This is a genomic window from Streptomyces sp. NPDC059994, from assembly GCF_042737755.1.
Taxonomy (GTDB): domain Bacteria; phylum Actinomycetota; class Actinomycetes; order Streptomycetales; family Streptomycetaceae; genus Streptomyces.
The window spans coordinates 44,256-69,568 of the sequence record NZ_JBHWUR010000010.1; the positions used below are offsets into that span (position 1 = coordinate 44,256).

Annotated in this window: 24 protein-coding genes; 23 read left to right on the forward strand and 1 reads right to left on the reverse strand. The window is 70.0% G+C overall.

What is annotated here, in order from left to right:
* Positions 1 to 124 precede the first annotated feature (124 nt).
* The 13 genes from ACFWA7_RS08595 to ACFWA7_RS08655 all read left to right on the forward strand — a co-directional run bounded on the left by ACFWA7_RS08595 (position 125) and on the right by ACFWA7_RS08655 (position 12,598).
* A complete protein-coding gene (locus tag ACFWA7_RS08595; RefSeq protein ID WP_385821752.1) occupies positions 125 to 1,378 on the forward strand; it encodes a helix-turn-helix domain-containing protein in 1,254 nt (417 codons plus the stop codon).
* Positions 1,379 to 1,459: 81 nt separating this feature from the next.
* Positions 1,460 to 1,696 carry a hypothetical protein gene (locus ACFWA7_RS08600; RefSeq protein ID WP_385821754.1) on the forward strand — a complete coding sequence of 79 codons (237 nt, stop codon included), beginning with the start codon at positions 1,460 to 1,462 and terminating at the stop codon, positions 1,694 to 1,696.
* A gap of 439 nt (positions 1,697 to 2,135) precedes the next feature.
* Positions 2,136 to 2,432 (forward strand): hypothetical protein, encoded by a 297-nt coding sequence (locus tag ACFWA7_RS08605; RefSeq protein ID WP_385821756.1) that lies wholly within the window; start codon positions 2,136 to 2,138, stop codon positions 2,430 to 2,432.
* Positions 2,429 to 3,100 (forward strand): class I SAM-dependent methyltransferase, encoded by a 672-nt coding sequence (locus ACFWA7_RS08610; protein WP_385821758.1) that lies wholly within the window; start codon positions 2,429 to 2,431, stop codon positions 3,098 to 3,100. The genes ACFWA7_RS08605 and ACFWA7_RS08610 overlap by 4 nt, the downstream gene beginning before the upstream one ends.
* 73 nt (positions 3,101 to 3,173) lie before the next feature.
* Positions 3,174 to 3,683, forward strand: coding sequence for an ATP-binding protein (locus ACFWA7_RS08615; RefSeq protein WP_385821760.1), 510 nt, complete (start codon positions 3,174 to 3,176; stop codon positions 3,681 to 3,683).
* A 283-nt stretch (positions 3,684 to 3,966) separates the two neighbouring features.
* Positions 3,967 to 5,100, forward strand: a complete 1,134-nt coding sequence (locus ACFWA7_RS08620) for a hypothetical protein (protein ID WP_385821762.1) — start codon at positions 3,967 to 3,969, stop codon at positions 5,098 to 5,100.
* A 130-nt stretch (positions 5,101 to 5,230) separates the two neighbouring features.
* Entirely contained in the window at positions 5,231 to 6,712 is a 1,482-nt protein-coding gene (locus ACFWA7_RS08625; protein WP_385821850.1) for an amino acid permease, read from the forward strand.
* Positions 6,709 to 8,094 carry a glutamine synthetase family protein gene (locus tag ACFWA7_RS08630; RefSeq protein WP_385821764.1) on the forward strand — a complete coding sequence of 462 codons (1,386 nt, stop codon included), beginning with the start codon at positions 6,709 to 6,711 and terminating at the stop codon, positions 8,092 to 8,094. The genes ACFWA7_RS08625 and ACFWA7_RS08630 overlap by 4 nt, the downstream gene beginning before the upstream one ends.
* Before the next feature lie 165 nt (positions 8,095 to 8,259).
* Complete coding sequence (locus ACFWA7_RS08635; RefSeq protein WP_385821766.1) at positions 8,260 to 8,475, forward strand: hypothetical protein; 216 nt, start codon at positions 8,260 to 8,262, stop codon at positions 8,473 to 8,475.
* Positions 8,476 to 8,575: 100 nt separating this feature from the next.
* Positions 8,576 to 9,028: a hypothetical protein gene (locus ACFWA7_RS08640; protein ID WP_385821768.1), complete on the forward strand. Its 453-nt coding sequence runs from the start codon at positions 8,576 to 8,578 to the stop codon at positions 9,026 to 9,028.
* Positions 9,025 to 9,891: an SAM-dependent methyltransferase gene (locus tag ACFWA7_RS08645; protein ID WP_385821770.1), complete on the forward strand. Its 867-nt coding sequence runs from the start codon at positions 9,025 to 9,027 to the stop codon at positions 9,889 to 9,891. Before ACFWA7_RS08640 ends, ACFWA7_RS08645 begins: the two co-directional genes overlap by 4 nt.
* Positions 9,892 to 9,899: 8 nt before the next feature.
* Entirely contained in the window at positions 9,900 to 10,778 is an 879-nt protein-coding gene (locus tag ACFWA7_RS08650) for a Scr1 family TA system antitoxin-like transcriptional regulator (RefSeq protein WP_385821772.1), read from the forward strand.
* Positions 10,775 to 12,598, forward strand: coding sequence for a GntR family transcriptional regulator (locus ACFWA7_RS08655; protein WP_385821774.1), 1,824 nt, complete (start codon positions 10,775 to 10,777; stop codon positions 12,596 to 12,598). The genes ACFWA7_RS08650 and ACFWA7_RS08655 overlap by 4 nt, the downstream gene beginning before the upstream one ends.
* A gap of 65 nt (positions 12,599 to 12,663) precedes the next feature.
* Here the strand turns inward: ACFWA7_RS08655 and ACFWA7_RS08660 are convergent, their stop codons facing one another.
* Complete coding sequence (locus ACFWA7_RS08660; RefSeq protein ID WP_385821776.1) at positions 12,664 to 14,088, reverse strand: Twin-arginine translocation pathway signal; 1,425 nt, start codon at positions 14,086 to 14,088, stop codon at positions 12,664 to 12,666.
* A 295-nt stretch (positions 14,089 to 14,383) separates the two neighbouring features.
* Between ACFWA7_RS08660 and ACFWA7_RS08665 the strand changes: the two genes are divergently transcribed.
* From ACFWA7_RS08665 to ACFWA7_RS08710, 10 genes are all read left to right on the forward strand, one after another.
* Positions 14,384 to 15,361: an HpcH/HpaI aldolase/citrate lyase family protein gene (locus ACFWA7_RS08665; RefSeq protein ID WP_385821778.1), complete on the forward strand. Its 978-nt coding sequence runs from the start codon at positions 14,384 to 14,386 to the stop codon at positions 15,359 to 15,361.
* A complete protein-coding gene (locus ACFWA7_RS08670) occupies positions 15,351 to 15,881 on the forward strand; it encodes a MaoC family dehydratase (protein WP_385821780.1) in 531 nt (176 codons plus the stop codon). The genes ACFWA7_RS08665 and ACFWA7_RS08670 overlap by 11 nt, the downstream gene beginning before the upstream one ends.
* 17 nt (positions 15,882 to 15,898) lie before the next feature.
* Positions 15,899 to 17,077: an enhanced intracellular survival protein Eis gene (gene eis, locus ACFWA7_RS08675; RefSeq protein WP_385821782.1), complete on the forward strand. Its 1,179-nt coding sequence runs from the start codon at positions 15,899 to 15,901 to the stop codon at positions 17,075 to 17,077.
* A 316-nt stretch (positions 17,078 to 17,393) separates the two neighbouring features.
* Positions 17,394 to 18,221, forward strand: coding sequence for an aminoglycoside phosphotransferase family protein (locus ACFWA7_RS08680; protein WP_385821784.1), 828 nt, complete (start codon positions 17,394 to 17,396; stop codon positions 18,219 to 18,221).
* Positions 18,222 to 18,511: 290 nt separating this feature from the next.
* The gene (locus ACFWA7_RS08685) at positions 18,512 to 19,504 is read left to right on the forward strand and encodes an Ldh family oxidoreductase (RefSeq protein ID WP_385821786.1); all 993 of its coding nucleotides are present in this window, start codon (positions 18,512 to 18,514) and stop codon (positions 19,502 to 19,504) included.
* A 29-nt stretch (positions 19,505 to 19,533) separates the two neighbouring features.
* Positions 19,534 to 20,676, forward strand: coding sequence for an LLM class flavin-dependent oxidoreductase (locus ACFWA7_RS08690; protein ID WP_385821788.1), 1,143 nt, complete (start codon positions 19,534 to 19,536; stop codon positions 20,674 to 20,676).
* A 40-nt stretch (positions 20,677 to 20,716) separates the two neighbouring features.
* The gene (locus ACFWA7_RS08695; RefSeq protein ID WP_385821790.1) at positions 20,717 to 22,225 is read left to right on the forward strand and encodes a Gfo/Idh/MocA family protein; all 1,509 of its coding nucleotides are present in this window, start codon (positions 20,717 to 20,719) and stop codon (positions 22,223 to 22,225) included.
* The gene (locus tag ACFWA7_RS08700; RefSeq protein WP_385821792.1) at positions 22,222 to 23,226 is read left to right on the forward strand and encodes a phosphotransferase; all 1,005 of its coding nucleotides are present in this window, start codon (positions 22,222 to 22,224) and stop codon (positions 23,224 to 23,226) included. The genes ACFWA7_RS08695 and ACFWA7_RS08700 overlap by 4 nt, the downstream gene beginning before the upstream one ends.
* Complete coding sequence (locus tag ACFWA7_RS08705; RefSeq protein WP_385821794.1) at positions 23,223 to 24,551, forward strand: phosphodiester glycosidase family protein; 1,329 nt, start codon at positions 23,223 to 23,225, stop codon at positions 24,549 to 24,551. The genes ACFWA7_RS08700 and ACFWA7_RS08705 overlap by 4 nt, the downstream gene beginning before the upstream one ends.
* Complete coding sequence (locus tag ACFWA7_RS08710) at positions 24,548 to 25,219, forward strand: PIG-L deacetylase family protein (RefSeq protein ID WP_385821797.1); 672 nt, start codon at positions 24,548 to 24,550, stop codon at positions 25,217 to 25,219. Before ACFWA7_RS08705 ends, ACFWA7_RS08710 begins: the two co-directional genes overlap by 4 nt.
* Positions 25,220 to 25,313: the final 94 nt, after the last annotated feature.

Sequence of the window (25,313 nt, forward strand, 5' to 3'; positions counted from 1 at the left end):
GGTGGCGAGGCGAGGACAGCGGGGCCCCTGCCGCATGTGGCAGGGGACCGTGGAGTGCCCTCCCCAAACGGAGAGGCTTCCAGTATTGCCCTCGTAGCCGAGGAAGGGCATACGCTCCTTGTGAGTGCCTAGCCACGCGGAGATCGGTCAATTCATGCTGAATCCAAGCGAGTTGTTCACAATCGGCCAGCGGGTCAAGTATTACCGGGAACGACAAGGGAAGTCGCAGAAGCAGCTCGGTGAGCTCATCGGACGGACAGAGAACTGGGTCTTCAAGGTCGAACACGACCAGATCCCCATCGATCGCCTCTCCGTTCTCATCGCGCTTACCCGCGTCCTGCGGTGCGCCATCGAAGACCTCACGGGCGGGTTTCTGTCCGGTGCCAGCAACGGGTTGAACAACGAGCACAGTCACGTACCAGCCATCCGAAGCGCGCTGGCACTGCCGTCCTCCCTGCTGCCCAGCACCATCGGCGCGGTGAGCGTCGCCGCCCTCCAGGAGTCCGTCGCTGACGCCTGGACCGTCTACGAGACGCAGGCCAGGGACCGGTACCGCGATGTCGGCGAGAGGCTTCCCCGGCTGTTGCGCCTCGGGCATGCTGCCCTTCGCGACGCCAGCGGCGAGGAGGAGCGGGTTGCGCTCCGCCAGCTCATCAGCCTCTACAGCCTCCACCAGGTCTGGCTGCGCCGGGTCGGCGAGCCGACCCTCGCCCGCATCGCTGCCGACCGCGGCCTGGCGCTCGCAGACCAGGCCGCAGATCCTGCGTTGATGGCGGCTGCGGCCTGGAACCTCGCCTGCGTGCTCACTTCGACGGGAGAGGTGCACGACAGTCTGGAGCTGACGCGGCAGACGATCGCCAGCTGCGCCCCCGGCGAAGACGCCCCTGTGGAGCACTGGTCTGCCTACGGCGCGCTGCACTTGCAGGCTGCAGTGGCCGCCGTCCGGGCGACCAAAGGACCTGTGGCGTGGGACCTCTACCGAGGGGCTCAAAGGGCAGCGCAGCGGATCGCCTCGGACCGCAACGACTGGCACACGTCATTCGGCGTGACCAACGTGGCGATGCACGAAGTGCATCTGATGGCTGAGGAAGGCAACGCCAGCGAGGCACTGCGTCTCGCAGACAATGTTGATGTCAACCCGGCGCTGCCCCTTGAACGGCGGACTCGGTATCTGATCGAGGTCGTGAACTGCACAAGGATCACGCGCGACGACTACGCCACCGTGCACGTCCTGGGAAAGCTCTGCAAGCAGTCACCCGAGGAGATCATGTTCTCCCCCCTGGTCAGGGAGGCAGTCACAGATCTCCTCAAGCGGGAGCGGCCCATCTTCCGGGAGGACCTGCGGGTCATTGCCGCGCACATCGGTATCGCGGCCTGACCGGATCGCTACCCTGAACTGGGATCAGCCTTGAAATTTTTTCAAGGCTGATCCCGGCAAGTGCCCCTACGTTGACGTGTCATGACGACACGTCACAACCTTACCCTCGCCAAGACCCTCCCTGGCTTACGCCTCCGGCGTATCGGTAGTCGATCGGTACATCACACTCACGCCGGGCGGATCGCGGTACCGCTGGAGATCCTGCACGATGCCCGGGACGCCGAAGAGCTCCCGCTCATCCTGTCGGCCGACGAGGCTGCCGTGCTCCACGCCGAGCTCGGGCGCGTGCTGTACCCGCAGCAGGGCGCGGCGTCGTGAGCACGCCGCGCCACACCGCAGCCGACCGGTTGCGCCGCTTGGCGCTGGCCGACGCTGCTGCCGCGCCCGCGCCGGCTGCGACGGCCACGCCGCTTCTCCGTGGTGAGGCTGCTTGGGGGCAAGCCCGGCGGCACGCTCTCATCAACACCCTCGCTGCCCACGAAGTTGTGGGGAGCGCAGAGCGGTGAAGGTGATGCCGCGCGCACCCGGCGCCTCTGACGCGAAGGACAGCACGCACTCCCAGGAGGGTGGGACGGCCGGCACAGCCCCCCTCTTCGCCTCCCACGAGCGGCGTGTCCTGACGCTGGTGGCGCAGGGCCGTGACGCCCGTGCCTTGGCGGACACAGGGTTGTGTCGGAGCGAACCGGCTGCCTGGCGGTGTGTGGCGGAGCTGGGTTGCTCGTTGAGTGGCGGGGAGAGAATCCGGTGGACCCGCATCGTGCACCTGGCCGTAAGCCTGCGGGTGGTGCCCGTCCGGCAGAGCATGACGCCCATACTGCCGGTCTTCCAGCTCGACCTGCTCCGGGCCCTCGCCGCTGGATTGGGACTGGTGGAGTACGCCGACAAGAGCTGCGGCGCGGTGACCCGGACCGAGGTGCGCGAACTGCTGATGCTGTTGTGCGCCAGCCTCGACGCGGGGAACGCGGAGCACGCCGTGTTGCGCGGCCATCAGGCAGGCATGCTGAGCTCCGAGGATCCGTTGCCGGTGACCTTCGGGAAGGCGGCGCTGTCATGAGCCTGCCCTCACTTTCTGCCGTGTCCACTCTGGCGGAGGCCGGGCAGGGTCGCCTTGCTCGCCTGCCAGAGCAGTACCAGCACCTTGGTCATCGTCTGGTGGGCCGGCGAACTTCGCCGCTGGTCTGGGACGCCTGGGCAGCCGAGGGGCTCCGGTCAGTTCCGGTCAGTGAGCGCGAGCTCGCGTTCTTCGCCTCCCATGCGGCGTATCACCGGGCGGGGACTGCGGTGGATGCGGGCTGTGGGACGGGCGGCTTGAGCCGTCGGCTTCGCGACTTCGGCTACCGCGTCACGGGCCTGGACACCTCCGTCGTCTCCCTGGATCTGGCCAGAGCTCACGGACATGGTCTCGGACTCACCTACCAGCAGCACGATTTGGAGGCCGGGCCGCCGCCCGGGATGCCTGCCGGGGGATGTGACCTGGTGGCGGCCCGTCTCCTCCTGCCGTTCCTCACCGACCCCGAGGCGTGGCTTCATGAGGTGCGCGGCCGCTGGCTGCGCCCTGGGGGCTGCCTGTACCTGGGTGTCGCATTTGGTGATGCCGGAGCCCTGGTGCGGGGCCAGCTACCCCGGGAGGCCATCGCACGCCTGTGTGCGGGATGGGAGTTCCGCGCCCGCCGAGACCTCGGCCTCTTGACCTGCCTCATTCTGCGCTCCCCCATGAGATGACCTGCTCAAGCCTTCCTTCCTTTGCTGGAAGGTCGGCGCCGTTGTGTCCCGGAATCCACGAAAGGTACGGCTCGTGACTGTGACCGCCGCCGCTACCGACCGCTCCCCCACCGCGTCCCTGCCGCGCGAGCCGTCGATAGCGGATGTATGGGCAAGGCCGCTGCCGGGCGCCGAGGTCTGCTTCACGCGTCAGGGCGAGGATGCCTTGACTCCGCAAGACCGCAAGTGGCCCAGATGCTGCCGGGGAATCTGTCGGGAGCTGCTGTCGGGATGGGGCCTGGACGCCCTGTCCGACACTGGCGCCCTCGTGGTCAGTGAGCTGGTCACCAACGCGCTTCAGCACGGCTGTGCCGGATCACCCATCTCCATGGCGCTTACCCGTTGCGCCGAGGTGGTCCGGATTGAAGTGATCAACTGCGCACCGCCGTGGGAACTGCGCCATGATTTGGCTGGGCTCGACGGGGAGAGCGGTCGCGGGCTGCTGATGGTGGAGTCGGCGAGCGACGCCTTCGGCATCGGCGCCAGCGGCGGGCGTACCAGGGTGTGGTGCGAGCTCGCCCTGCCCGCCGGGGAGGGCCGATGACGTCTCGGAGATCTCGCGGGGCCTGGCTGAAGCCCTGGTCTTCCCGACTACCGACCGCCAGAGGCGATTTCGCGCGTGGGAAGGGCCTCGGCGCTATCAACCGGCCGTGCGCCGTCTTGTCGATCCGTAGGGCTCCGGGCTCGCGTTGGTTCATCCCGCAGGGATGCTCTCCCCTCGATGTCTGGCACCGCCTCCGCAACGTTCAGCGTCTGGTGGTCACGCACGAGTGCCATAGTCACTCGACGTCACCGTCGCGGCCGGTGGCCAAGGAGGGGGGCTGGTGATGGCCGCTGCCTCTCGGGAGTTCCGCCTCAACTACCACCTCGCGGGCCTGGACGGGGAGTTGCGGCGCGTGGTGCCGGAGGTGCAGCTCGGCCGCTGGCGGGACATGCGCGCACTTCTGGCCGCGACCGGGGGCAAGTGGGCGTTGCGGACGACGCGCACACAGGTGCTGGCGGTGGCGGCACGCGAGTCGGGGGCGGTGGAGGCGTGGCTGCAGGATGCGCCTTGCTACGACGCGCATGTCATGCGGGCCCGGGTGCTGGCCGAACGGGTGGTGCACTCGCACCGCTCCCGCTCCGTTCCTGACACCCGCCAGGCGAACACGCCAGCCGACAGGGTTCACACGGCCATGGAGGCGGAGGTGCGGACTCTGGCGGGGTGGGCGGCTGTGCGGAAACCGATGGACCCGGTTCCGTGGCTGTGCCTGCTGCGCCTCGCGCTGGCTGATCCCTTCCAGCAACGTCCCGAACACCGTATCGGTGTGAAGGGGGACATGCTGCCCGAGGGGCCGTGGGGCCTGCTGAAAGCGGTGCGGGACAGGGACGACGTCAATCGCGAGGCGTTTCACAGCGTGCTCGCATTCATCCAGCGCTCGAAGCGTCTGAGGAGCCCGGCCTACGGCGTGGACTTCGCCCGCTCGGCTGTGTCATTGGCTCCGTACGGCTCTCCGCTGCTGTTACTGCCGCTGTATGCGGAGATCGAACGGCTGCGCCGCCAGCCCTCCCCGATTCCCTCGGACCCCCTCAACCGCGGGGCCTGGACGAAGGAGCCGCTGAAAGATGACACGGCCACGGCGTACGAGAGCTGGTTTGCGGTGGCGCCCGCCGAGGAGCGGAGCGTGTCCGATCTGAGCTACCTCGCCTGGGGGCTCTGGGCCGGAAATCAGCACGTCCGAGCCGCGCAAGTCTTCATCGCGATGGAGGAATTCGCCGCACGGCAGCCATGGACGGCCCTTGCCCAGGCCGACGGCCGCGGACAAACCGGAGAAACCCTGTTCTGCCAGGCCCGCGCAAAAAGCCTCGCCTACGCGGACCGCCACCCATCCGAACCCGGACGCGGCACCGGTCCCGGGCTGCCCGCGCCCGCGCCGCCGGCACCAACCGGGGCCGACGTCGGTCCCCGAGACGGCCCATAAACCGACCCCGCACCTGTTCGCCCCGCTCCCTATCGCCGCTTCTTCCCTTCCTGGAGGCCCTGTGTCCCACCAGTTACACCCGACCAGAGACGCCCACCCACCGCTGTCCGACAGCGAACACCTGCAGCGGATGGGCTACAAGCCGGTCCTGGCACGGCGGATGGGGAGCTTCGGCAACGCCGGGATCAGCTTCAACGTGATCTCGGTGCTGTCCGGCTGCATGACCCTGTACGGTTTCGGCCTGATCACCGGCGGCCCGTCCGTCATGCTGTGGGGCTGGCTCGGTGTGGGCGCGATGGTGATGTTCGTCGGCGCCGGCCTGGCCGAGATGACCTCCGCCTACCCCACCACCGGCGCCCTCTACTACATGGCGCAGCAGCTCGGCGGGCCCCGCTGGGGCTGGTACACCGGCTGGCTGAACCTTCTCGGCCTGGTGGGCGCGATCGCCGGAATCGACTACGGGGCCGCCCAGTTCACCGGCGCCTTCCTCAACCTCCAGTTCGGGTTCGAGCCCACCCCGGGAAAGCTCATCCTGATCTTTCTGGCGATCCTGACCCTGCATGCCCTGGTGAACCTGCTGGGCGTCGGTCTGATCAGCCTCCTCAACACGATCAGCGTGTGGTGGCACCTGGCCGGGGTCGCGCTCATCGTGTTCGCCCTGGCCGCGGTTCCCACCCACCACCAGTCCACCCACGCCGTGTTCACCAGCTTCCACAACGGAACGGGCTGGAGCAGCAACCTGTATGTGGCGGCGATCGGTCTGCTGCTCGCCCAGTACACCTTCTCCGGCTACGACGCCTCCGCGCACCTGTCGGAGGAAACCAAGAATGCCTCCACGGCAGCGCCGCGCGGCATCATGCGCGCCATCATCTGGTCGTGGGGCGCCGGGTTCGTCCTCCTGGTGGGCCTGTCCTACGCGATCCAGGACTACGAAGGCACCGTCAACTCCGCGACCGGAGTCCCGCCGGCACAGATCTTCCTCGACGCCCTGGGCACCTTCGGGGCCAAGGCGCTGCTGCTGGTGGTCATCGGCGCGCAACTGTTCTGCGGCGCCGCGGAGACCGCCGCCGCCTCCCGCATGATCTTCGCGTTCTCCCGCGACGGTGCTCTGCCGGGCCCACGGCTGTGGCAGCGGCTGACCCGCCGCACCAAGGTGCCCGGCGCGGCGGTCGGCCTGGCCGTGGGCGTCGCTGCGGTCCTCGCGCTGCCCTCGCTCTACAGCCCGACCGCCTACGGCGCGGTCACCGCGATCAACGTCATCGGGATCACCCCCGCCTACGCCATCCCCATCTACCTGCGCATCCGCTACCGGAAGAAGTTCACTCCCGGGCCGTGGAACCTGGGCCGGTGGGGCATCCCCGTGGGCGTCGTCGCGGTCGGGTGGGTCGCGTGCGTCACCGTGCTGTTCTGCCTGCCCCTGACCAAGCCCGAATCCGCACTGGTGTCAGTGGACACCTTCAACTACGCACCGGCCGCACTGGCCGTGGCCCTGACGCTGGCCGCCGTGTGGTGGCGGTTCAAAGGCCGCGAACACTACGAAGTCCCCACCTACACCGGCCCCACCTACGGTGCCACCTCCCCGATGGCCGGCCTGAGCGAGGACGTCGTATGACCACCACCGACCAGCCCCAAGCCGTCAACCGCGAACGCGGTCACGTCCCGGCCCAGGGGGCCCGCTTGACGTCCAGCGACCTGGCCCGCCGCGTCGAGGCGGGCGACGTGGAGTGGGTGCTGCTGCTCACGCCCGACCTGCAGGGCCGCCTCCAGGGCAAGACCCACGACGCCGTCCAGTTCCTCGGTGCGTTCGACGGCGAGTGGCGGATGTGCTCCTACTCGCTGGCATGCGACGTCGACATGCAACCGCTCAGGACCGGCGTCTTCGACGAGACCTACCCCGACCTGCTCCTCCAGCCCGACACCGACACCATCCGCCTGTTGCCCTGGCGGCCACGCACCGCGCTCGTCCTCGCCGACGCGCTCACCCCGGACGGCCAGGCCATCGCCTTCGCGCCCCGCCAGCTCCTGCGGGACCAACTCGACGGTCTGGAAAGCACGCACCACCTGCAGGTGGCTGTAGGCCTGGAAGCCGAGTTCGTCCTCTACCAGGCCAGTGAAGACGGCAACCCCATGGCCCCGGCCTGGGACGGTGACCGCGACTACGGACTCGCCAGCCCCCACACAGATCTCTACTACATCCAGTCCCTGCAGCACCGGCTTAAGCAAGCGGGCCTGCCCACCCAGGCCGTCAAGCTGGAAAGTGCACCCGGTCAAGTGGAGGTGACCTTCCCCCACGACACGGCGCTGCGGGCGTGTGACGGCCACACCATCTTGAAAGTCGCAGCCCGCGAGGTGGCCGCCCCCTTCCAGCTGGTGCCCTCCTGGATGGCAGCGCCGCAGACCGGGGTGGGCAGCGGGCTGCACCTGCACCTCTCCCTCACCGACGACACCGGCTCCCGCATGACCAACCCGGACGGCAGCCCCTCCGCCATCCTCCGCCACGCCGTGGCCGGACTGCTGGAGCTGATGCCGCACCTCGCACCGCTGTACGCGCCGAACACCAACAGCTACCGCCGCTACAGCAGCGCCTTCGCCCCCTCCACCTACACCTGGGGACACGACAACCGCACCTGCGCGGTACGGGTCACCGGGTCCGGCGCCAGTCTCCGCCTCGAAGTACGCCTCGCTGGCGCTGATGCCAATCCGTACTGTGCGACGGCAGCCGCGGTCGCCGCCATCCGCCACGGCCTGGATCACCAGCTGGAGCCGCCCCCGCCGTGCCGGACGGACGCCGCCACCTTGAGCATCGCCCAGGCCCCGCCCGTCCCCGCCGACCTGGACCAAGCCGCGACCGCCTTCCAGTCCAGTACGGCCCTCGCGAAGCTGCTGCCCCCCGAGGCCGTACAGCAGTACGCGGCCCTCGCCCGGCAGGAAGCCGCCTGGGCCCGGCCCCAGGTTCCCGATACCGAGCGCGAACGGTGGCTCACCCGCGCATGACCACACCCACGTCTCTCACCGAAACGACCATGAAACCAGCAGATGACGGGACCCGCGACCACCGCACGCTCACACCGGGCCTCGACCCGGGGTGGGACAGGCACGCCCCTGAGCACCCACTGACCGCTCCCCCACCACGGCCGTCCCCCGACCAGAACCCCAGCCATGATCCTGCGCAACGCGTTCCTGTACGGCGTTATCCCCGCGTACGCCCTCGTGCTGGCCTGGTCCGTACGCCAATCACCAGCCGCACAGGCGGAGCCGGAGGGCGGGGAGGCGCCCTCGTTCTGGCGCCGCTACTTCACCGGGTGTGCCACGTTCCCGCTGCTGTGTCTGCTGCTCCTGGCGACGATCCCGCTCTTCCCGGGCCGTGTGCCGTGAAATCCGGCCCCCTCCCTGCGGTCCCGGCGCCCGCCCCGTTTCGGAGCAGGCCATGACACTCCTCCCCACGCCCCCCGAATCCGCAGCAAGCGCCGTGGCCATGTCCGAACGAAGGCGGGCCGAGCCGCCGCTGTCCGGGTTGCTCCCGCCTGATGGGGGCGAGATGGTCATCGGTGAGACGTTCCAAGTGGTCCTCACCCAGGCAGGCCCGTTCTCCCACGCCATCCTGGAACGCGTCGAAGAGTTACAGCCCGCGGGTGCAGGGCCGGTGTTTGCCGACCCTCAGCACGCCTTCTGGTTCTGGCTCATCCCATCCGGCATCCCATGGGCACACCGCCATGCCTTCCACTACTCCAAGGGCGGCATCGAACTGCCGCCACTCGACCGGACCGAGCCCCCAGGGGCGTACTGGGTCAGAGTTCCGCGCACGCACTGGGTGGGGCCGCGCACCCTCGCCACCGCGCTCAACGACATCGCGCCCCCACCACCCGGATCGGCGCTGCTGTCCCCGAGGGCGGCTGCGGCACCGACCACAGCGGGAGAAGCACGATGACGGTCCACCGCCTTCCCTGCGCCGCCCCGGCCGTGCCGGAGTCGCTCTTCACCACCCCGTCCTCCGCCCGCTTGACCGACTACTGCCTGGGCGGGGGCGAGCACTACAGCATCGACCGGGCACTCGCCGCCGAGCTCTCCAATACGGCACCATCCTGGCGCCTGTCCGTCCTCGCCAACCGCCTCCACACCCTCATGACCTGCGAGTTGCTGGCCCGCCACGGCATCCGGCAGTTCCTCGACCTAGGCTGTGGCTATCCCCCGACACGACGGCCGCGATCCCGGTCGGCGCAACCGCTGCACACCGTGGTGCGGCGTCTGCAGCCGGAGGCAACCGTCGTGGCCGTCGACTGTGATCCCATCGTCGGCGCCCATATGCGCGCCGCGCCCTTCGGGGGACCTGGCTCACCGGTGTTCGTGGCGGCCGACCTGCGCGAGGTCGGCTCGCTCGAGCCCGCCCTGAGGCTCCTCGATCTGTCCGGGCCAATCGCGGTCCTGCTCCACGACGTCCTGGCCTGGATCCCCGACGACCAAGCCGTACACAACCTGCTGGAAGCGTTGCGCCGCTGGCTGCCACCGGGCAGTGCCATCTCCCTCACCCATGCCACCCCAGATCTGCACGGCCTGACCACCCATGCACTCGCGGCCACCTACCAGGCTGCACAGCTGCCGTGGCGGCCCCGCACCGGCGATGCCATCGCCGCGCTCCTGGGGGACTGGCCGCTCCTCGGCCACCACCGCCCGGTGCCCACCACTCAGTGGCACCCGGCCCATCCTCTGCGGATCATGCCGCCCTGGCACGCCGGCGCCTGCGCCCTCCTCGCCACCACCCCCCACTCCTCCCTTCGAATCCTGCCCCGGTGAGAGACACGATGACCTCGACTCCAGACGACCCGCCCGTACGCCAACTTGTCCTCGGCGCCAACCTGGCGCACCTGCGCGACCGCTGCAAGGTCAGCCAGGTCCACGCCGCGGCCGCCGCCCGCGTGGGCACCGCCGAGCTCACCCGCTGGGAGACCGGCCAGGCCCCGCCGCCGGGAATGGGCCTGCAGCGCCTGATGCGCCTGTACGGCCAGCCCCCGGCAGTCCACGACGTCCTGGCCCGCTGGGCCACGGCCTCCGCAACGGACACCACGCCCCACGAGCTCCTCGATGTCGCCGACAGATGGGAGGCCCGGCTCACGGCCACCGAACTCCACGCCGTGCGCGTCCAGGCATTCAGCGATTACACCGTGCCCACGCTCGTGCGCAGCAGCGCCTACGCGGACCATCTGGAAGCGATGCGCTCCGGCGTTCCCGTGAGGCCGAGGAACGAGCAGCGCTGGCACTGGCCCGTCGTCACCGCCCCCCACGCCTGGGAGCACGTCGACATCGTCCTGGACGCCTCCGTGCTCACGCGCGCGCTCGACTTCGAGCCCGGCAACTACGCGCCCTTGGCCGACCAGCTCAAACACCTGCTCAAGGTGGCCCACAGCAAGTTCGCGGATATTCGCATCCTTCCCACGGGCACCACCTGCGCAGTGGACGGCGAGGACAGTGACCTGCTCGGACTGACCCTGCCCGCTCCCCAGAGCTCCACGCTGTGGGTCCAGACGACTGGCGGCTCCGCCACCTACATCAACGGGCCCCGCGGCCGCGAGCGCCAGCGCGCGTTCGACGAACTGAGCGCACAAGCACACGCCCGGCCCCTCAGCGCGGTCCTGCTCCACCAGGCCGCTACCCGCACGGCCCGGCTGGTGGGGAAGCAATGATCAAGCAGCGCAACATGCGCCCCACACCCATCCCGTGCGGAAGTACGGGCAGCCAGGGCTCGCAGTCTGCCGTGGCCAGCACGGCCGGCTCCTTTCACACCACCACGGGCCAGGATCACGTCCCGCTGGGGCAAACGGTGGAGACGTCCGACCCGCCCCTGACTGGTAACCACAGGCACCGTCACCAGGATCTGGTACCGGCCATCCACCGTGCCGTACGGCTGTTGTGCGACCGGATCACTCACGGCACTGATGAGCCGCTCACCGCGGACCCGGCCATGCACGTCCTCGCCGCCTCCCTGGAGGTTCCCCTGGGGGCACTGCACCACGCCGTGCTGTATCTCAAGGCCGCGGGCATACTCTGCAGCCCCAGCGGCATGGTCTGTGACGACGCCCCTGCACGCATTGCCGCGCTGGCTGCGGGAAGCACCCTGTCCCCGCATGAGAGAGCGCACCCGCAGGATCGGCGCTGCCGCAGCGTCCGGCTTGCCGACCGCATCCAAGCGGACATCGCGGCCGGCAGGTGGCCACACGAGCCAGCCCACACCCTGCGCTCCCTGGCCGGCCACTACCAAGTGCCGCGAGATGTCCTGATCGTGGCGGTCAGAACACTGCGCGAAAAGGGAGTCCTCGACGTCCGCCCCTGGGTGGGGGTGCGCATAGGCAGCACCCGCCCCGGGCTCGCCCAGCGCCGCACGGGCACAACCCTGACGCACAGTTGCTACACCCTGATCAAGGAGCGCATCGAACAGGGGACCTATCCAGCCGGCAGTCGGCTGCCCTCCCACCTGATGCTCGCCACCGAGTTCGGGGTGTCCGCCACCACCGTCGCAGCGGCTCTGCGCCTGCTGCGCGAGGAGGCTCTGGTGACCCGGCACCAGGGCGCCGCGCATGTCACCCAAACCCACCCGCCGCGCAGGAGCGACGGTGCGCTGGCCTCGCTCCCGGTGCCGGAGCATCTGGCAGCGGTGGATCGGGCCGTGCAGCTGCTGAGCACACGCATAACGGACGGCACCTACCCGCCACTCACCGTCACTCCCCCGCTCGTGGAGCTCGCTGGGGAATTCGGCGTGCCCACGGTGGCCCTCTCCCAGGCCGTGCGCCGTCTGAGGAAGAAGGGAGTCCTCACCTCATACCGCGGAGGGCAGGCCACGATTGCCGCCGACGCGGCCGCCCAGCTCACCCAGCGTGCCGCCGCCCCCCGCCCCGCAGGGGCGACGGCGTCCCAAGTGAGGCAAGGCATCCCCGAGTTGGCCGCGCGTATGCGCCACGACATCAGCGAATACGCCTGGCCCGAGGGGCAATTCCGCACCCGTCGTGACCTGCACGTCCGCTACCAAGTGCCGGACCACGTCGCGGCGGGCGCGGTAGAGCTCCTCAAAGAGGAACAGATCCTGGAAACCCGTCGGCGGGTCGGCGCGCGGCCACTGCCCGCGGCCCCACAGAGGCCGGAAGCCTGGCTGGGCAAAGAGTTGACGCTCGCCGGCGGCGTGGAAGCAGCCATCAGAGCCCGCATCGACGACCGCACGTACCCACCCGGAACCTCCCTTCGAAGCACCGCGATCGCCGCGGAATTCGGCGTTTCGCGAGCCACCGTCGGAACAGCGCTTCGGCGGCTGCGCGAGATGCACGTCATCGAGGGCCGGGCGCAGAGAACCCGCGTGTCGCAGCTCGCCCGTACCGGGCCTGCGGGGCAACCCGCGAGCCAAACACCGGTGCGCCCACCCGCGGCCACCCCTCGGCGCCCCGTGGAAACGGAAAGTGCCCACGGCCTCAACCTCACAACCCCGACCGGGTCCGGCCAAGGGTCCACCTCGTGAGCAGGGTGGGGAACGCCGCGCTCCGCCACTCACCGCGCGGGCGCTGCGCGGTGACAGAGTGCCGATCAGGCCGTTGCCGCCGTGCCGTGCGCGTCGATGGGGGGTGCCAGGCCCCGTACGCGCTCGCGCAAGTCGCGCACGGGTGTGGTGTCGGCGGTGAGTGCCGTGTCCAGCTGGGACAGGCGCTCCCGGGAGGTGGAGCGCAGGCGTGCGGCCGGGATCCGCTCCAGGACGTCGAGGGCCCGCTGGGCCGCGTCATCGGGATGTGCGGGGGCTTCGGCCTGGGCGAGGGCCAGCGAGGCGGCCGCCCACCCCGGGGTGGCGTACGTGCATGCGCTCAGGGAGGTCTCGGCGGCGGCCATCGCCTGGTCCCACCGCTTCAGAGCCCGATGAGCCTCGGCCTCATGAAGGCGGTGCTCGCCTTCGTCGTAGCCGAACCGGCCGGGGGCGAAGCCGTCCGGGTCGGCGTCCAGGGCACGGGTCGCCTCGGCGAAGGCCCGGTCCGCGTCCTGAGCCCGTCCGAGCGCGGCCAGGGCGGGCAGCTGGGCCCAGGCATGCAGCTGAGCGCGCGGCAGGCCGGACGGCACGTGGGCCAGGCCGCGTTCGGCGTGGGCCAGAGCCTGGAGGTGCTGGCCGGTGGCGCGGGCCACCATCGCCTGGGCTCCGTGCGCCCAGCTCGCCAGGCGGGCATCACCACTGGCCTCGCCGTAGGTGGCCGCGGTGGCCAGGTGGGCGCGGGCGCCGGTGTGATCGCCGAGGTGGTGGGCCAGGTTTCCGAGCAGAGCGGACAGCCAGCCGATGCCGCGCCTCACGTCGCGGTCCAGGGCTTCGGGGGCGGCGTTCGTGGTGAGGGCGTGCAGCAGCAGTTCCCGGGACCGGCGGACCTCGGTGAACAGCAGGGCCGGCGGGTGTTTGCTGTAGTTGAGGGCGTAGTGCTCGACGGCGGCGTCGGTGAGGTCAACGACGGTGCTGCTGCTGGCGGGTTCGACGAGCAGCGCCAGGTGGAGGGATTCGCGGACGGCCGGGAGGCCGGCGTCGGTGGTCATGGTTCTCATCCCTTCCCGTTCGGGGATCACGCACGCCTCGGCGACACCGGCACTGTAGCGGTCCTGACGGACGGCGGCCGCGAGGTACCACTGGTCCATGCCGAGTTGCTCGGGCCGGGCCCGGTAGACCGTGCACAATGCCTCCGCGTACTCCTCACCCGGGCGTTCGCCGCTGTGGTGCTCCCAGCGGCAGAGCATCGGCTGCGAGAGTCCCGGAGGAAGCAGGCCGCGGGAGCGGTAGAGGTCGGCGACGCGTTCGATGGTCGCTGCCCGGGACCAGCCCAGCGCCAGGCGCCACGCCTCCAGAGCCCCGACTTCGGGCAGCGCTGCCCTGATGGCCAGGGCGGTCTGCTCGGTGTCGTAGCCGTTTCGCACTGCTTGGTCGCGGAGCTGCGTCGCGGACTTGCGGATGATGGTGCGACGCTCTCGACTGATTGCGATCATGGACGCACCCCCTGTAGCTGGGCCTGGTCCTGGTCACCGTATCTGCGCGGGGCCGCGAGAGGCAGGGCGCCGGATCAGCCACCCGCCCGCATTGCGGGTGACCCGCAATGCGGGCAGACCTGGTCCGCAATGACGCCGTCGGGCGTCAGCCTGACGATGAATGGGAAACGCGAGCACGCCGGTTCACGCTCCGCCTGCCAAAGAGGCCGCCGGGCGTGCGAGCCCACCATCCAGCTGACCCACGTGCATCGGCGGTTCACCGCCCCTGGCATGTCTCGCCTGACGGGAGCCTTCCGTGACCGCGATACCCCCCGCCCCTGACACGCCGCCGACGGTGCGCACCTCGCCGTCGTCCCCGGCTACCGGCACTCCTGCCGCAGGACCGCGCCGTGCTGCTGCCCACCGGAGCCGCTGTACGTGGCTGGTTGCTCCTGGGGGCAGGCCGGGCCGGTTCGAGGCGGCGCGGAACTCGGGCGCGGACGTGGTGCTGCTGGACCTGGAGGACTCCGTCCCACTCACAGCCAAGGACGCGGCCCGTGCCGAAGTCCTGTCCTTTGTCCAGGGAGAGCGGCTGGGACACGTCATCGGGGGTGGGGCGCTGGGGGTACGGGTGAACGCGCTGGACACGATCGCCGGTCTGAAGGACGTGCTGGGCCTCGACGCCGGGCCGCTTCCGGCGTTGCTGCTGATACCCAAGGTCGAAGCGGCACGGGACATCGAATTGGTGGCGCAGTTGCTGAGCGCCAGCGGACGGCAGTGTGACATCTGGGCTCTGATCGAGACACCGCGGGCGATTCAGAATCTGTCGAGCATTCTGGGCGCACCCCTGGCGGGCGTGTGCTTCGGCGCGGCCGACTACGCCACTGCCGCTGGCTGCCAGCTCAGCAGTAAAGGGCTGTGGTACCCGAGAGCGGCTCTGGCCGCGCAGGCAGCCGCGGCTGGCCTCCTTGCGGTCGACTCCCCGTACTTCGGCCTGGAGGACCCGGACGGGTTGCGCAGGGAGACCGAGGAGGGTGCCGCGCTCGGATTCTCCGGGAAGGTCGCCATCCACCCCCGCCAACTCCCGGTCATCCAGGCGGTCTTCCGCCCGACCCCACAAGACGTGGAGGCCGCGCGCGCGGTGGTCCAGGCCGCAGACCGTGCGGGTGGCGGCATCACCACCGTCGACGGGCGCATGGTCGGCCCGCCGCTCGTGGCGGCCGCCCGTGCCCTCACCGTCCGAGCCGACGCCATGGCCCCCCTATCCACCAAGGAGAAGCACGATGGCGAGTAGCATCCCCGCGGGATTCCGCAGCGTGGGTGAGAACCGGCTCCGTGAGCTGGTCGGTCGCGGGCTGGAGGACTTCACGGTCGGCGAGGTGATCGAACACCGCCCCGCCCGGACCGTGACGGAGACCGAGCACGTCCTGCTCCTGGCGCTGACGGGGAACCCGGCGCCGGTCCACTCCGACCTGGAGTTCTGCCAGCGCACCGGCCGCGACCGGGTGCTGGTGTGCGGGCTGTTGACGCAGAACATCGTCCTCGGCATGACGGTCCGCACGACCAGCGGCCTGACGAGCGGCAACCTCGCCCTGGACGAGGTGCGCTTCGAACAGCCGGTCTTCGTCGGCGACACCTTGCGCGCGCAGAGCGTGATCGTGAGCGCCCGCCGCTCGAAGAGCCGCCCGGATACCGGGATCGTCAGCTGCCGGATCGAGGGCTACAACCAGCACGGAGAGCGGGTCTTCCGCTGCACCCGCACCTTCTTCGTCCCCGCCGACGCCGACGCCGTCCGCGAGGCAACCAGCTACTAGCAGAAGGGAGGCGCGGCATGGCTGCCTCGACCATCGACATTGTGGAAGCCGACGACGAGCTGTGGCGCCAGTACGACGCCCTGGCTCTGCGCGCGTACGGACACCCGGTGCCGGACATCATGGGCCTGGGCGCGCACGCCGACCGCAGGGTCGCGGTACGCGATGGCCAGGTCATCGCCGGGGGCCTGGGGCTGATGATCCCGCAGTACTTCGGGGGCCGCCCGGTGCCGGCTGCCAGCACGGCCTGCGGTTGCATCGCCCCCGAGGAACGCGGTGAGCAGCTCGCGGCCCAGATGATCGCAAGGCGGCTGGAGCCGCTTCGGGAACAGGGTGCCGTCCTGGCCACGCTGTGGACGGCCTCCACGGGCTACGTCCGCCGCCTGGGCTGGCAGGCGCCTTCCCAGGTGCAGTCATGGACTATCCGCACCGACGACCTCAAGCGCTGCTTCGACGGGTCCGGTTTCGAGATCACCCACGGGATGTCCGAGGAGGCCCACGCCCTGCTGGAGGGCCTGGCCTCTCAGTGGAACGGGCCGTGGCAGCGGCCGGCCTGGTGGCAGGACTGGCAGCAGCAGCGTCACCCCCATCTGGCCGCCTACCGGTTCAACCGCCCGGGCCGGTCGCCGAGCGGGGTGCTGTCCGTCGCCGCAGAGCGGCACCCGGTGGAGGGGCGGCAGCTCATCGTTCACGACTTCTGGGCCGCCGACCAGCCCACCGCCGGCGCCATGCTCGCCTTCCTCGGACGGCACAACAGCCGGATCCCCACCGTCACCTTCCAGCGCACCGGTCTGCCGCCGGCTCCCCTCCTGCTGCACCACCTGCACCGTTCCGGCGCCCTCACCTCCCGCGCCTGGCACCCATGGATGCTGCGCATCCTGGACCTGAGCCGGGCCGTCCAGCTGCGCGGCTGGCCGCATGAGGTGGACCTCACCCTCCCGATCGACGTCCTCACCGAAGACGGCACCGCCGTGGAGCACTTCACGCTGCATATCGCCCAGGGCAAGGGTGACCTCTCGCCCAGCTCCTGCGGCGGACAACTGACGCTGACCCGCGGACAGTTCGCCGTCTGGTACGCCGGGGGATACAGCAGCGTAGCGGCCGCCTCACTCGCCGGGGTACGCGGTGCCCCCGGGATGCTGGCCCGGCTCCTGGCGGCCACGGCAGAACGCGAGCCGTGGCTGGCGGACTATTTCTGACCCGGCGCCACCCGGTGGCACCGGAGTACCTCGCCTCGTGCCCACCTCAGCCGTCGCACCGTTGAGTGTGGGAAGGAAGGGAGACCGGTCGTGGACGCAACGTCCGTACGAACCGCCGCTCATAGGAATCACCCGCCCCCCGTGTACGCCACACAGTCAACCGCTTCCACTTCCAGACGGCGACGACAGGCAGGTCATCGCCGCGGGCATCACGCGATTCGGAGAGAACCCGCTCATGACAAGCGACGCGCCCATCCCTCCAGACCTGCAGCGATGGGCCATGGATCACCTTCCGGGCCTGGGAGGTGCCACGGACGTGTCCTGGCCCCGTGGCAACTCCCGGGTCTGGCGGTTGAGCACCGCCGCAACGACGGCGGCCTACGTCAAGATCAGTCCGAGCATCGCGGACTACGACCGCGAGATCGCGGGCTACGCGTACGCGGCCCGTGCGCTGGCTCCCCACGAAGCGCCGCGTCTCCTGGCCGCCGACCCCGGTTTGCAGGCGATCATGAGTTCGCCGCTGCCGGGGCAGGTCGTCCGGGGTCTGCCGCTGGCTCCCGTTGCCCTGGAGCAGCATGTGCACGAGCTGGCGGGCCGTGTGCTGCGGCGCTGGCACGACCACTCCGGTGCTGCCTCGGCCCACGACCTTCAGGCGTTCCGCAGGTCCATGACGGACCAGGCCGACGAGGCAGCGGCCTGCCTGGAGAGCACCACCGGTCATCTCAACGCCGCGCAATCTGACCTGGTGCGCGCGGTCGCCCGTGAACTTCCGCGTCTGGCCACTCAGTTGCCCCTTGTGTGCCAGCACGGGGACTACTCCACCCGCAACTGGCTCTGGGACCCCGACCGGACCCTCGGCGGTCACGGGCACGGATTGATCGACTTCGCGATGACCAAATACGGCCCTGCGGTCGAGGAGTTCGTCTGGCTGCGCGGTGCGGTCTGGGCCGAGCGTCCCGACCTCAAGGCCACCTACCTCGCCGGATACGGGCGTCCGCTGACGCAGACCGAGGAGCGGTTCCTGCTCCTGCTCACCGCACGGCTCGGTGTCTCCTATCTCAGCTCCGGTCTCACCAAGGAACGTGCCGACCTGGTCGAGCGCGGCAAGCTCATCCTCACCCGCATGACCAGCCACTTCCCGTAGTCGCCTCCAGGCCGGGCGGCCTCTCCTCCACGCGTCGGCTCTCACGCCTTGCGCGCCCCTGTCGCCTGCCTCCCTGGCAGCGCACGTCGCGCCTTCACGCCCCTTCCCTCCATTCCCCTCCCGGAGAGCACCATGGCCTCGCTACCCGGTATACCCGCGCACCACGAGCGCGCCATTTCCCGTACCGGATCTCCCCGTCCGCTCGCCCGCCCGATGCGAGACGCCGTCTGGGTGGGGCCGGGCCGCCGCCTGGCGATGGCCCCTGCGCGGAGCGGGATGCGGGGGCTGCGGTGAATGTGGCCATCGAGGAGCTGCGTGACCTCATGCTCGCCGTCTGCGGCCAGGCCAGAGTTCCCGCGGGGCTGGCCAGGGACGTGGTCGACCACTACCTGGACGGCGAACTGCGCGGCCGGCTCGCGCACGGGGTCGCCAAGTTCTGCTTCGAGTCCCGCTTCTTCCCGCTGCGGGAAGGCTGCCCGCACGTCGTGCGCGAGTACGGGGCGCTGGCGACCGTCGATGCCCGCCGCGAGATCGGGCCCATCAGCGCGGCCTACGCGGTCGACCTCGCCGTGGCCAAGGCCGGGGCGTTGGGTGCCGGCATCGTCGGCATGATCAACACCCAGCGGTACGGCATCCTCGCCCCGTGGTGCGAGCGCATCGCCGAACACGGCCTGGTCGGCATCGCGATGAACACCTCCCGCGCCGAGGCGACACCGTATGGCGGACGCACTCCCGTCCTCGGCGTCAATCCGCTCAGCTTCGCCTTTCCCACGCTCACCGATCCCGTCGTCGCGGACATGTCCACCACCCTGGCGCCCATGGGCACCCTGTGGGAGGCCCGGCGCAATAGCAGCCGCCTGCCGAACGGTGCCTTCGTGGACGCCTCAGGGCACGTCACGGACGATCCCGAATCGGCGCAGTCAGCGGTGGTGTTCGGCCATCACCGCGGCTACGCGCTGTCCCTGCTCATCCAGGTCCTCACCGGATCCCTCTTCGCCTTCCCCATGGGCCCCGACATCGCCGACACCTGGACCACCGGCTACACCTTCATCGCCCTCGACCCCTCCTTCGGCGGCCGGCTCGACGGTGCCGCGGCGCAGAACACCAAGCTCGTCGACACCATCCGCAGGGCGCGCATGCGCGACGGCAGCGCCGTACGCCTTCCCGGCCAGATCAGCAGGCAGCGCGCGACGACCGCGCTGGAATGCGGCGCGGTCGACCTGGACGAGGCCGTCCTGCACCGTCTACACGCGCGCGCCGGTGGCGACTTCACCACCGACTGACTCAAACAACACAACTCTGGAGCGCGGCCATGCTCGTTCACTGGTTCCTGCCTACCGCCGCCGACGGCCGGTCGCTGACCGTCGGCACCCGGGGCACGCACGGCCCGGAAGACGCACAGGCCCAAGCGGCGCGTCCCACTGCCGACCGGTTGCGCGCGCCCACGCTGGGCTACCTGGCCCAGATAGCCCGGGCGGCCGAGTCCTTCGGATTCGACGCGGTCCTGACACCGACCGGCACCTGGTGCGAGGACGCCTGGCTGACCTGCGCCGCTCTCGCCCATGAGACCGAACGACTTAAGTTCCTGGTGGCCTTTCGGCCCAACAGCCTCTCCCCGACCCTGGCCGCCCAGCAGGCCAGCACCTTCCAGCGCCACTCCCACGGGCGGCTGCTGCTCAACGTCGTCACCGGCGGAGAACGCGACGAGCAGGCCCGATTCGGCGACCAGTTGACCAAGGCCGCCCGCTACGCCCGCACCGAGGAGTTCCTCACCGTGCTGCGCGGCACGTGGAGCGGTGAGCCGTTCGACTTCAAGGGCGAGTACTACGAGGTGCGCGGAGCGACGGTCCTGGCCCCGCCCGCCCCACCGCCCCGCGTGTACGTGGTCGGCTCCTCCCCGGCGGCCGGGCCTGTCATCGCCCGCCATGCCGACACCTACCTCACCTTCGGCGAACCCCCACTCCAGGCCGCTGAGAAGATCGCGTGGATTCGCGGCCTGGCCGGCGAGCGCGCGCAGCGGATCCGCTTCGGTGTCCGCTTCCACGTCGTCACCCGTGACACCTCGGCCCAGGCCTGGGCCGCTGCCGAGCGTCTCATCGACGGCATCGACCGCACCCAGGTGAGCCGGGTGCAGAAAATCCTGGCAGCGAGCGAGTCCACGGGACAGGCCCGCATGCGCGCCCTGCACGAACAATTCCGCGACGGATGGAAGACCTCTGACCTGGAGATCTACCCCAACGTGTGGGCAGGCGTCGGACTGCTGCGCGGCGGCGCCGGAACCGCCCTGGTCGGCAGCCACAGCGAAGTCGCCGACCGCATCGCCGAGTACGCGGGTCTCGGGTTCGAGGAGGTCATTCTGTCCGGCTTCCCACACCTGGAGGAGGCGTACACGGCCGGTGAGGGCCTGCTGCCCGAACTGCGCCGCCGCGGCCTGTGCCCGCCGCACCACCCGTAGACCACGGTCCCCGTCCCGAGGTAGGAGAGGGCGAGACGAGATGAAGAACTTCCTGGTGATCGGCGTGGGCCCGCACGCACGCCGCTCGCACCTGCCCGCCCTCGCGGCCGGCCAGAGCCGCGGCCTCGTCGGCACCGTCTACGGTGTCGACATCCTGGGCGCCATGGACGTCATGCTGACCTTCGACGCCGACGACGGTCCGCGCACGCTGCCGGTCACGCTCATCGAGCCGTTCGACGCAGCCCCGCAGAGCCTCCCCGACCGCGTCCGCGCCACTTTGGATGCGCTCGTCGTCCGCCACCGCATCGACGCCGTCGTGGTGTCCACCGAACCCGCCTACCACCTGGTCTACACCCGGTGGGCGCTGGAGCGGGGACTGAGCGTCCTGTTGGACAAGCCGCTGAGCGTGCACACGGGGGCTTCCACCAACCCACCGAGCGCGGCGGCGATCCTCGCCGACTTCGACAGCCTCCTTGACTGCTACGAGCTCGCGCGCCGCCGCCACCCCGGCCTCATCGTGAGTGTGCAGTGCCAACGGCGCTACCACCCGGCGTTCTGGAAGATGCGGCAGCTCATCGCTGAGATCACCGAGGAGACCGGCTGTCCGGTCACCTCCATCCAGTCCTCCCACAGCGACGGTCAGTGGCGCCTCCCAGACGAGCTCGTCGACCTCTCGTACCACGGCTTCGACCAGGGGTACGGCAAGGCCGCGCACTCCGGCTACCACTTCTTCGACATCGTGCCCTGGCTGCTCGCCGCAGGTGAACGCGAGGGAAAGGAACTCGACGCCGTCACCGTCCACGCCCAGGTGACCCGCCCCGGCGACTTCCTGGCGCAGCTGACCGTGCACGACCATGAACGGCTGTTCCCGGCCTTCGCCGCCCGCAACCGCTACACGGACACCCAGCTGCGGGCTGCGACTCATGCCTTCGGCGAAGTGGATGCCTTCATCTCCCTGGCGTTCCACAGTGGCGGGCGGACGATGACGCTGGGCAGCCTGAACCTGATCCACAACGGATTCTCCGAACGCGGCAACATGACCCCGGCGGCCAGCCTGTACAAGGGCAACGGCCGGGTGAGGCAGGAGAGCCACATCGTCCACCAGGGCCCGTTCCAGGCCCTCCACTTCCTCTCCCTGCAGACCCTGGGCGACCCCAGCACCAGCGCCGCCCCCTACGCGATAGGCCACGAGAGCCACATCGAGGTCCATGTCTTCCGCAACAACCGCTTCAGCCCCGGCTGGACCAGGCACCAACGGCTCGGCTACCACGCGCTGACCACCCTGTGGGAGGCGGACGTGGCCGTCCCCACGCAGCAGTCCTCACGGCGCCGCGCGACGCATGAGTTCCTCGAATACCTGGACGGCCGGCGCACCCGCGAGCAGGTGCGTTCCGACCTGACCAGCCACCGCCCGGCCGCCACCTTGATGTCCGGCGCCTACCTGTCGATGGCCAACCAGTTCAGCGGCTCCGCCGCCCCCCAGATAACCCTCGGGCTCCGGCACGGCAGCCGCACGGAATCGATGGGCCAGCCGGAGGCGGCACTATGACGCTCTCCCCTCTCCCTCCGCTGCCGTCCCTGCCCATGCTCCTCGGCCAGCACCAGGACGCGGTGCTCGCCGACTGCCGCTCGCGCACCGGCGACATCCGCGCCATCCAACGGCTGACCGGCGGCAACGTCAGCCACGTCTTCCGCGCCCACGGCGGCCGCGGCACCGCGATCATCAAGGTCCGCCAGGACCGCTTCGCCCGGATCCCGTCCCTGGAAACCGACCCGGCGCTCATCGCTGATGAGCGCCGCGCGCTGCGGCTCTACGCCGACGCAGCTCCCGGCCACTTCCCCCACGTCCTCGGCTTCCACCGCCAAGCCCACGCGATGGTGCTCACCGATGTCTTCTCCGACGGGCTCAACTACCACCAGCACCTGGCCCGCCGCCCCGCCACCCCCGAGGAGATGACCCGGCTGGGCCGCGCCCTGCGCGCCATCCATCAGGCCACAAGGAACATCCGCACCCAGATCCGCTCCCAAGGAGACGCCTGGTTCCGGGAGCACACCTTCGACTACTGCCTGCGCGCCCACGGCCACGAGACGCTCAATGCGGCATGCGAACAGATGGCCGCCCAGCCGGGCCAGCAGCTGATCCTCGGAGACCTGGCCCCGAAGAACATGAGCCTGAACGGTGGCGTTGCGCTGTGTGACCTCGACAACGTCCACCGCGGCTGGCCCCTCTACGACGTCGGTTACGTCCTGGCCCACCTACTGATCCACCATCTGGCGTGCCCCGACACGCTGCGCACGCTCGTGCCGGCCCTCCTCCGCGGCTACTTCGGCGCCGAGGAACCAGACGAGACCCAGACACGCCTCATGGCCACCGTCACCGCCGGGGTGATCCTGTACCGGCTCGCCCCATCCCTCGTGCCCTACCCCCTTAACCAGCCGGCTGCGCTGACCGACCGCTACCGCGACCGTACGCGCGAGCTCCTCGACTCTCCCCCACTGACCGTCCCCATCCTCCTGCGTGCCGTCGGCGCCCAGAAGGACGGTTCGTGACCGTGCAGACAGCAACGACGACGAGCGTGCAGGACAGCGACGCCCTCAGGGTCCTGCACGGCCAGGGCTACCGCGTCGCTGACATTCAGGCGCTCGCCCACGATCAACGGCGCTTCGCCGTACGGGCGGCCGCTGCTCGGCACACCCCCGCGCCCGGCATCCGTGTGCAGACCCGCAGCATCGACCTGGGCGCCGGAGACTTCACCAACGCCTACCTCCTGCGCGCCGACCAGGACCGCGTCCGCGCCGAAGTCGTCTCCAGCGTCGAAGGGTTCCACCTCCGCGACCGTGTAGCACCCGGTGGGGGGATCGCCGCCGTGAGCGGCTCTTTCGCCTTCATCTCCGATGATCCGTCCTACCAGCCCACCGAACCCTGCCTGGACTTCTGCTGCCGCGCAGGGCACATCACGAGCCTGCCGACGGCCACCAAGCCTGCCCTGCTCGTATACGAGGGGCGCCTGAGGCTCGTGCCGCTCGATGCCCGCGGAACACTGCTCCTGCAGGGCCGTTCCCACCGCTGGTTCGGTTCCAAGACACCCCGCGGAGAGGCCGGGCCGGCGCCCGGCGAAGCAGTCCTGTTCGGCGCTGCCAACTGCACGGTCCAGTACACCGATCACCCGCGCACCGGCTTCATCCGCCATGTGCGGGCCATCGCGAACACCACTCCGTACACCCCTGCGGTCGTCGACTACGTGGTCTCCTGGGCCGCCGGCACCGGCCATCGCGTGGTCAGCTGCCACCCCGGCGGAGGCGCCAACCTCTTCGCCGGTTCCTTCATCCTGCGGACGCAGGCGGCCACCCCAGGTGCGGTGCGTGCCGGCGCCACTGTGGAGATCACTCAGATCGCCGGGTATACCCCCGAACGCCTGTCCTGCGGTATCTCCATCGGCCCGAGTGTGGCCGACGCCGCCGACGGCCGTACACCGGGCTACGACGCCTGCCTGGGCACCTCCCCGTTCCGCGACAAACGGCACGCGCGCACCCTGGTTGGCATCCACGGACGCGAACTCGTGGTCCTGGTCCTCGACGGCGCCCCCAAGGCCCCCGCCTTCCGCGGCACCACCCCGCGCGAGACCGCCACGGTCTGCGCAGCTGCGGGCCTGGACCCCCAGGCCATGTTCCACCTGGACGGAGGCGCCTCCTCCAAGATCGTCTTTCTGGACCGCGGCGTTCCCCAGGTGCGCGGCAGCATGCACTACCTGCAGTGGCCGACCAGCCCGGCGCAGCCGTTCCGCTGGAAGGGCCTGGACGGCCGCTCCCTGCACAGCGCCCTCGTCCTCAACACCGTCCCCTCCCAGGAGAATGAGAAGGAGAAGGATCGATGACTTCCGTCCTGGTCGTCGTAGCCCATCCCGACGACGCCGAACTCGCCATGGGCATGCGCATCCGTGACTACGCCCTCACCGGCGCCCGCGTCCACGTGCACTGCCTCACCACGGGAGCACCCGGCCCCAACGGCACGGCCCCACGGGCCGACGAATGCCGTGCCGCCGGCGCCGTCCTGGGCGTCGACCGCTACACCTTCGCGGCGATCCCGGACAACCACTTTGTCGAGCGCCGCGTCGAGATCAACACCGGCCTGTTCAGGCTCTTCACCCAGGAGCACCCGGACATCGTGTACACCCACTTCCCTGACGACCAGCATCTCGACCACCGCATCACGGCGTGCGAAGTCACCACCGTTGCCCTGCGGGAATCAAACAACCTCACCTACTTCCGCTCCCCCTACAGCCACGGGTTCGAGCCCACCGAGGTCTTCGTCGCGACCCCGGCCCTGCTGGAGGCCAAGGCCAAAGCCCTCACATGCTTCGCGTCGCAGAAGCAGCTCGATATGGACCTTTTCACCGCACTGGCCACCGTGGCTCATCGCCAGCACGTCCACCACCGGGTGGTGGAGCGCTTCCCCGAGGGGTATCACTGCGCCGAGCAGTTCCGCACGGCACGGCGGATCGAGTTCGCGACGGACGCCGAGCAGCGGAACCCGATCCCATGAGCCTGCCGACGACTCAGACGCCCGCTCTCGCATCCCGCTCGGGGAAGCACTCGGCGTGGGAGAGCCTTCCATCCCCGACGCGACACGCCGTGGA